6 protein-coding genes are annotated in these 6,905 nt (G+C 59.7%); all 6 read right to left on the reverse strand.

The window, feature by feature from the left end; translation table 11 throughout:
* Positions 1 to 348 precede the first annotated feature (348 nt).
* On the reverse strand, positions 349 to 1,257 hold the full coding sequence (locus LB519_RS18895; RefSeq protein ID WP_224620854.1) for a PHP domain-containing protein: 909 nt from the start codon (positions 1,255 to 1,257) through the stop codon (positions 349 to 351).
* A complete protein-coding gene (locus LB519_RS18900; protein WP_224620855.1) occupies positions 1,247 to 2,908 on the reverse strand; it encodes a dipeptide ABC transporter ATP-binding protein in 1,662 nt (553 codons plus the stop codon). The genes LB519_RS18895 and LB519_RS18900 overlap by 11 nt, the downstream gene beginning before the upstream one ends.
* Position 2,909: 1 nt before the next feature.
* On the reverse strand, positions 2,910 to 3,794 hold the full coding sequence (locus tag LB519_RS18905; RefSeq protein WP_224620856.1) for an ABC transporter permease: 885 nt from the start codon (positions 3,792 to 3,794) through the stop codon (positions 2,910 to 2,912).
* The gene (locus LB519_RS18910; protein WP_224620857.1) at positions 3,787 to 4,725 is read right to left on the reverse strand and encodes an ABC transporter permease; all 939 of its coding nucleotides are present in this window, start codon (positions 4,723 to 4,725) and stop codon (positions 3,787 to 3,789) included. Before LB519_RS18910 ends, LB519_RS18905 begins: the two co-directional genes overlap by 8 nt.
* Positions 4,726 to 4,835: 110 nt before the next feature.
* The gene (locus LB519_RS18915; protein WP_224620858.1) at positions 4,836 to 6,545 is read right to left on the reverse strand and encodes an ABC transporter substrate-binding protein; all 1,710 of its coding nucleotides are present in this window, start codon (positions 6,543 to 6,545) and stop codon (positions 4,836 to 4,838) included.
* A 210-nt stretch (positions 6,546 to 6,755) separates the two neighbouring features.
* A partial coding sequence (locus LB519_RS18920) for an aldehyde dehydrogenase family protein (RefSeq protein ID WP_224620869.1) occupies positions 6,756 to 6,905 on the reverse strand: 150 nt, incomplete at its 5' end.

Consider the following 6,905-nt stretch of genomic DNA (forward strand, 5'->3'; position numbering starts at 1 on the left):
CCACAGGCAGCAAGTGGCAAGGCAGAACTGCCTTGGTCTGCCCCACCCAAACTTCCCAAGCGGACAACAATCGACAGAACATTGCGCGACCTGATGCTCAGGCTACCCGCCCTAACTTTGCGGTCCGTCCGTGGCCATGCTTGCTCCTCAAGCGCTTGCGAGAACACGCATCACCGCCTCTGATTGGTGGATGCCGTCATAAACTTGTTGGTAGTCCAGTCCAGATTGCCCACCGCGCCGTTGCCGGTGACGGCACGGCATCAACATACATGTCGTCATGTTGGATGATCGCGGATAAGGCGATATCGTTGACACGAGCTTGGCTGTGCCGCTGGCGACGTTCTTGCCTCAGAGATAGATCGGATTAGACCAAGCCAGCTTGCCGGCCTCATCGATCACAACCACTCGGCACCAGTCGCCCTCGAATTTTTTCCAGGGCAGCCGTGCGGATGTCATTCCGTCTCCGGATTGCTTTTCGTTTCTGGACGCGCGACCGACAAGGGAGATTTGGAAGCAAGGCGAGGTGTTGATCGTAATGAAATCGCCATCGAAGGCGACGTCGACGATCTTCGGGCCTTGGCTGGAATAATACCGTCCGTTCTTCAGCGCATCGACCAGGGCCTCCGGTTCATTGGCTTCGGCTTTGACCATCACCCAGCCGCCGAATGCGTCGCGGTTTTGGTCTTCACCAGCCACCCAATGCGCGTCATCGCAGGCGAGCGCATTGATGCGTCTGCCGGTGTTCAGGATATCGTCGAGATAGTAGGAGCCGCCGCCGCGGCCATTGAGAACCTGGCTTGTGTGGTTGTAAACCTCCACCGCGTGGGCACCGGGAATCGATGCCGCATCGCCAGCCGTCAGCGCATACCATTCCGGATGTGGGATGGCGACGAACGCGCCCGCGTGGAGGCAACGCTGCGCAATCTCCGGACCCGTCTCTTTCTCGCCGTTCGGCGGAAAGTCGATCGGCAAGCCGACCGCGAGAACATGCCATTTCTCGCCATGCTCGGTCGCCGGAGCATGGCATTCGGCGCCGAGGATCGTGGTGAAACTGTTGGTGCGGAACGGCCGCGTATCGGCGATTGGATAGTTGTAGTGCGGCATGAAGTGATCGGACAGGCAGATAAAGTCGTAGCCACGCTCGCGGTAGCGCTTGCATACCTCTTCCGGGCCCAGCTTTCCGTCGGAGAGCGTCGAATGGGTATGCAGGTTGCCCCGATAAAACTTTCCGGGCGAAGAGAAGGCATCAAATGACATGCTTTTTGATCCTTTGCGCCGCATGCGCGGACGCGGTTGAAAATGCGCAGAGAAGTTTTCGCGTGTAGGACGAGTTCGGATTTGTCAGAATGGTACCGGTGTCGGCGTAGTCGCGTACCTGGCCCTTCTCGAGGACCAGAATCTGATCTGACATGTCGGCGACCACCGGCAAGTCGTGCGAAATGAAGAGATAGGCCGTATTGTGCTCGCGTTGCAGCCGCTTCATCAATTCCAGAACCTGCGCTTGGACGGTGACGTCCAGCGCCGAGGTGACCTCGTCGCACAGCACAAGATCCGGCTTGCAGGCAAAGGCGCGGGCAATTGCGACGCGCTGCTGCTGGCCGCCCGACAATTGGCGTGGCGAGCGCGTCAGCAGGTCGGCATCGAGGTCGAGTTCCGCGAGCAGTTCCGCAGCCCGGTCTCGGCTGGCGGCTCGCGTCATGCCGAAGAAGATCTGCAGCGGCCGGCCAATGATTTGCTCGACCGAATGCTGCGGATTGAGCGACGAGACCGGATCCTGAAAGATCATCTGCACGCGACGCCGAAGATCGCGGCTTCGTGACGTCGCGAGACCCGATAGCGGCTTGCCGTCGAAGATGATCTTGCCGCCATTGCCGTCGACCAGGCCCGCGACAATCGCCGCCAGCGTCGACTTGCCGCTGCCGGATTCACCTACGACACCCAAGGTGGAACCCGGGGAGATTGACAGCGTGATGTCGCTGAGCGTCCGTACCGCTGCCGGTCGCGGAAACAGGCGACGCAAGAGCCGCGACCGGGCGCTGCCATAGGTGAAATCGAGATCGCGCACGGTCAGTACGGGCGGCTCGGTCGCCACCTTCAGCCTCTCGGGCCGTATGTCGGCCTTCAGCTTGGGAATGGCAGCAATCAGGGTTCTCGCATAGTCGGTTTTCGGATTGTTGAAGACCTCCTCGGTCGGTCCGTCCTCAAGCACCTTGCCCTTGCGCATCACCAGCACGCGCTCGCACATGCGCGCGACGACGTTGAGGTCGTGGCTGACGTAGACGAGCGTTGTCTTCGTTCGGTTTTGCAAGCGGCTGACAAGGTCGAGCACTTGAGATTCGACGGTCTTGTCGAGTGCGGTCGTGGGTTCGTCGAGGATGATGAGTTCGGGCTCGGCAACCAGCGCAGCCGCGATCGCGACGCGTTGGCGCTGGCCGCCGGAAAGCTGGTGCGGGTAGCGGCCGAAGATGGTGGCGGGATTGGGCAACTCCATGCCGGCCAGCAATTCCAGCGCTTTGCTCTTCGCCGACAGTCCGTCGGCAGCCTTGTGCTGATGGATCAGTTCCGTGAGATGCTGGCCGATCGTGCGATGCGGCGTCAGCGACGACAGCGGGTTTTGCGGCACCAGTGCGGCGCGGCGGCCACGGAATTTCAACAGCTCGGAACTATCCAGCTTCAGGATGTCGGACCCGGAAACATGGATCGACCCGCCGGCGATCCGCGCACCGGGTCGCGTATAGGCCAGGAATGCGCGGGCAAGCGAGGACTTGCCGCAGCCGCTTTCGCCAACGATGCCCAGTGTTTCGCCCTTGCCGATCGAGAAACTGACGTCATCGACGGCAGCGAGTTCCGTGAGGGGTCCGGTCTTGTAGATGAGCTTGAGGTTGCGGACGTCTATATGCGCGGTCATGTCAACCAAGCTCCGCGGTCGCAATACCGAAGGCGCGCGCAAAACCATCGACCATGAAGTTCACACCGATGATCAGGCTAGACAGCATCACGGCTGGCAAAAGCAGGAACCATGGATCGGTGAAGACTACGCCCATTGCTTCCTGCACCATCAAGCCCCAGTCCGGCGTCGGCTGGCTGATGCCAAGCCCGAGGAACGACAGCGCGCTGATACGCAGCACGGCCGAGGATACCCGCACGGCGAGTTCCACGCCGAGCAGTCCAATCAGATTCGGGAAAATCTCGCGCGCCATGACCGCAAAGCGCGTCTCGCCGCGCAGTTCGGCCGATCTGACGAAATCGAGCGTCGCCAGGCTGATGGTCTTGGCGCGAATGACGCGCACTACGCCCCAAGTATATACAACCGCGACGACTGGGATCAGCGCGCCGACATCCTTGCCGAGCGCAAGGGTAAGAATGGCAATCAGGATCAGGTCCGGGATCGCCATCATTGCGTCGACAATGCGCATGATGACCTCATCCGTGCGGCCGCCGATGTAACCGGCGATGATGCCAAGTACCGTACCGACCACGAGCGAGATCGAGACGCCGAGAAAAGACACGAAGAGTGCGATACGACCCCCGGCGACAATGCGGCTGAAATAGTCGCGGCCGATCTGGTCGGTGCCCATCAGGAATTCCCAGGACGGCCGTTGTAGCGGAGCCCCGACCATGGCGCTGGTATCGTAGGGTGCGATGAACGGCGAAAGCAGCGCCATCAGCAGGTGCGCGATCACCAGAATGACGCCGATCGACGTCGCCGGTTCCGACAGTGCGCGACGCAAGCGCGGGGAACGCAATATGCCGTGTCGCCGGGGCACTTGCGTGGGCAGCGAAATGTTAGCCATTGAGAGACCTCATGCGAACGCGAGGGTCCAATGCCAGGATCGCAAGGTCGGCGATCAGATTGGCGACGACGACGGCGAGGGCGGCAAGAAAGGCGATGGCCTGGATCGTCGGGATTTCCCGCTGCGACAGGGCGCGCAGCAGTTCGCCGCCGGCACCAGGGAATTTGAACACCGACTCGACGACGACCGATCCAGACAATAGTCCGGCGACGAAATAAGCAGTTCCGTTAAGCATAGGTATCAGCGCCGATGGCAGCGCATGCTTGACGGAGATCCGCCATTGCGGAATGCCTGCGAGCCTTGCCCGTTCGACATAGTCGCTGTTCAGCGCCTCGACCATGCCGGTGCGCAGCAACCGAAACTGGTAGGCTGCGCCATGCACGCAGAGGGCGATGACCGGCAGGATCGAGGCTGCTAGAATGGTCAGCTTTGGCGCATTGGTCGGCGCAAGGATTACCGCCGGCACAAGGCCGAGCCAGACTGCGAAGACGATGACGAAGACGTTGCTGACGACGAAATCCGGCATTGAGTACGTGAACAGGGTCATTGTGCTGATCGCGTTGTCGAGCCGCCCGCCAGGCTTCAGGCTGGCCAGTACGCCGAGCGCGATCACCAGCGCCAACATCACGACAAGGGCAAGACCTGCCAGGATCGCGGAGTTGATCATCGGGTGGAAAATGCGATCCAGAACCGGCTCGTGCTTAATGATGGTCGTGCCAAAGTTGAAGCTGAACAGTTGCCGCCACACCTCGAAGAAACGGATGGGGATCGAGCGATCGAGCCCAAGCTCGCTGCGCATCTGGTCGAGCTGTTCTGGCGAATAGAATTGCAGCTCCTCGGCGGGAATGGACGCAGTCAGCGCATCGCCCGGCAAAACCTCGGTGCCCAGGAAAACGATAAGCGCGGTCAGGCTCAGGATGAAGAAGGCCATGAAAACCCGTCTTCCGATCATTCCTGTTACGCTCGCCAACATTGCTTCGTCTCCTGCGCAGACGTCGGTTGGGAATCTGGCGAAGGCCAAACTCCGTTATTTGGCGCGCTCTAGCTCTCTATCCAGACGCCGTCGAACCTGCTCGACCAGTTCTGCGAGTGCGACTTGAGGTTTTTCACCGAGGCTGCGTGGGCCAACATGTTTCGGCGCCCGCCAAGCGTGATCGAAGGCGTATCGGATTGAGCGATCCGCTGGGCTTCCTGGTAAAGCTCAAGGCGCTTGGCGTCATTGGGCTCGGCAATTGCCTTCTGATACAGCGCGTTGAACTCTTCGCACTTCGGACCTGACCAGCCCCCATCCTCGGTTGGATTTTTGGCGAGGCGACCGAGATTGATGGCGGGGTTGCGCGGCCCAACCAGGGAGCGCGCGGGACGGCCCACCGGCGCATTTACCTGTTTGACATAAGCATCGAAGCCATCGGTTGGCATTTCGCGTATTTCGACGTTGATGCCGGCCTTTTTCAGCGATTCAGTAACGACGGCCATCACCCGCGGCTCCTCCGGGAAGGAGGGGCAGAACACGATCGCCGGCAGATCGAGACCGTTCGGATGCCCGGCTTCGGCAAGCAGTTGCTTGGCACGGTCGGGATCATAGGGTTTTTCACGCGGCAGGAACTCGCGGTTGACGCCTGACATCGGCGTATCGTTGCCTACCCATGTCCCAGGATCGCTGTAGACGATGGTGTTGATGGCGTCGCGATCGATCGAAAGACTGATCGCCTCGCGGACCCTCACGTCGTTCCACACCAGGTTAAGATTTTTGGGCAGGTTGAACAGAAACTGGTCGCCACCCTTGGACTTGTGAATGATGCCGCCCGTGCTTTCATACTGAGCGGCGGTCGTCGGGTCGATGTTGAAGACGGCATTGAACTGGCCAGAACGGAAACCGTTGATGGCTGTCTGCGAATTGACGACGTAACCCTCCAACTCGTCGACGAACGGCCGGCCCTTCATCCAATAGTTTTCGTTGCGAACTGCCTGGAACCCGCGCCGGTTGTCGACCTGGAGCAGCTTGAAAGGACCCGTGCCAATTCCATCGGCGAAGATGGCATCGGCCGCAGCCGCCGGCACAATTACCACCCGGTATTCGGCTAGCGCGAATGGAAATTCCGCATATCCCGCTTTAAGGGTGAATCGCAGCCCGTATTTGCCCTGAGCCTCGACTTTGTCGAGCCATTTGGTGAACAGGCTGGTGGCCTTCTGCACGATATGGCCGTTGATCGAGGCAACGACATCTTCCGACGTCATTTCCTTGCCGTTGTGGAACATTACCCCTTCGCGCAGCTTGAAGTCCCAAACCTTCATCGTGTCGTCTACGGGAGACCAATTCTCCGCCAGTTCGGGCTGCACATTGTATTCGTGATCGACCCAGACGAGGCTGTTCCAGATCGAGCGCGTCAGAAGGTCGATCCAGTAGTAGGGATGTTTGCCGTTGTCGGAATTTCCAACTGCCCAGTTTGGATAGGTTTGGCCATAGACTAACTTGCCGCCGGTCTTCGGTGCAGAGCCAGCGGGCAGGGCAGCCCAGGCGGGCAGCCCGGAGCTTTGGGCGAAGGCGGATCCGGCCAGCAAAGGCTGCAACCCGAGCGCTGACGCGCCCAAGCCGAGCAGTTGCAGGAATTCTCTTTTCGAGATCGTCATGGCAATGGCCTCCGCTGTCTTGCCGGACGCTGTCCAACAAGTCCAAATCCTCATGAGATTTTTGTCTGCTTTCAGAGTTTCAGCCGCTTGTGGGCTCCGACTGCAACGTGACAATGACATTCGCCTGAGGAAGAGTCCAATCTGATATATCAATCGGCGCCATTGATAGGATCAATGGTTCGGCAAATTGAATTCAATGATGGAAGTCGAAAAATCCCCTGCTTTTGAGACCGCCTCTGATCGCCGACGCCAAGCTAAGCTGCCCGCCAAGGGTCTGAAAGAAGGCGACGGGCCTTATCCGATGCCTGCCGTCAGAACAGATTTCGATCGTCACCAGGGCAGCGAAAATGTCTTCACATTGGTGTAGCTCTTCATCGCTTCGATGACGCCCTCCTTGTAGCCGTTGCCCGAATCCTTGATGCCGCCGAAGGGCGACATCTCGATGCGATAGCCCGGCACTTCCCAGATGTTGACGGTGCC

Origin of the sequence: Mesorhizobium sp. AD1-1 (assembly GCF_020164655.1) — a bacterium.
Classification (GTDB): Bacteria; Pseudomonadota; Alphaproteobacteria; order Rhizobiales; family Rhizobiaceae; genus Mesorhizobium; species Mesorhizobium ciceri.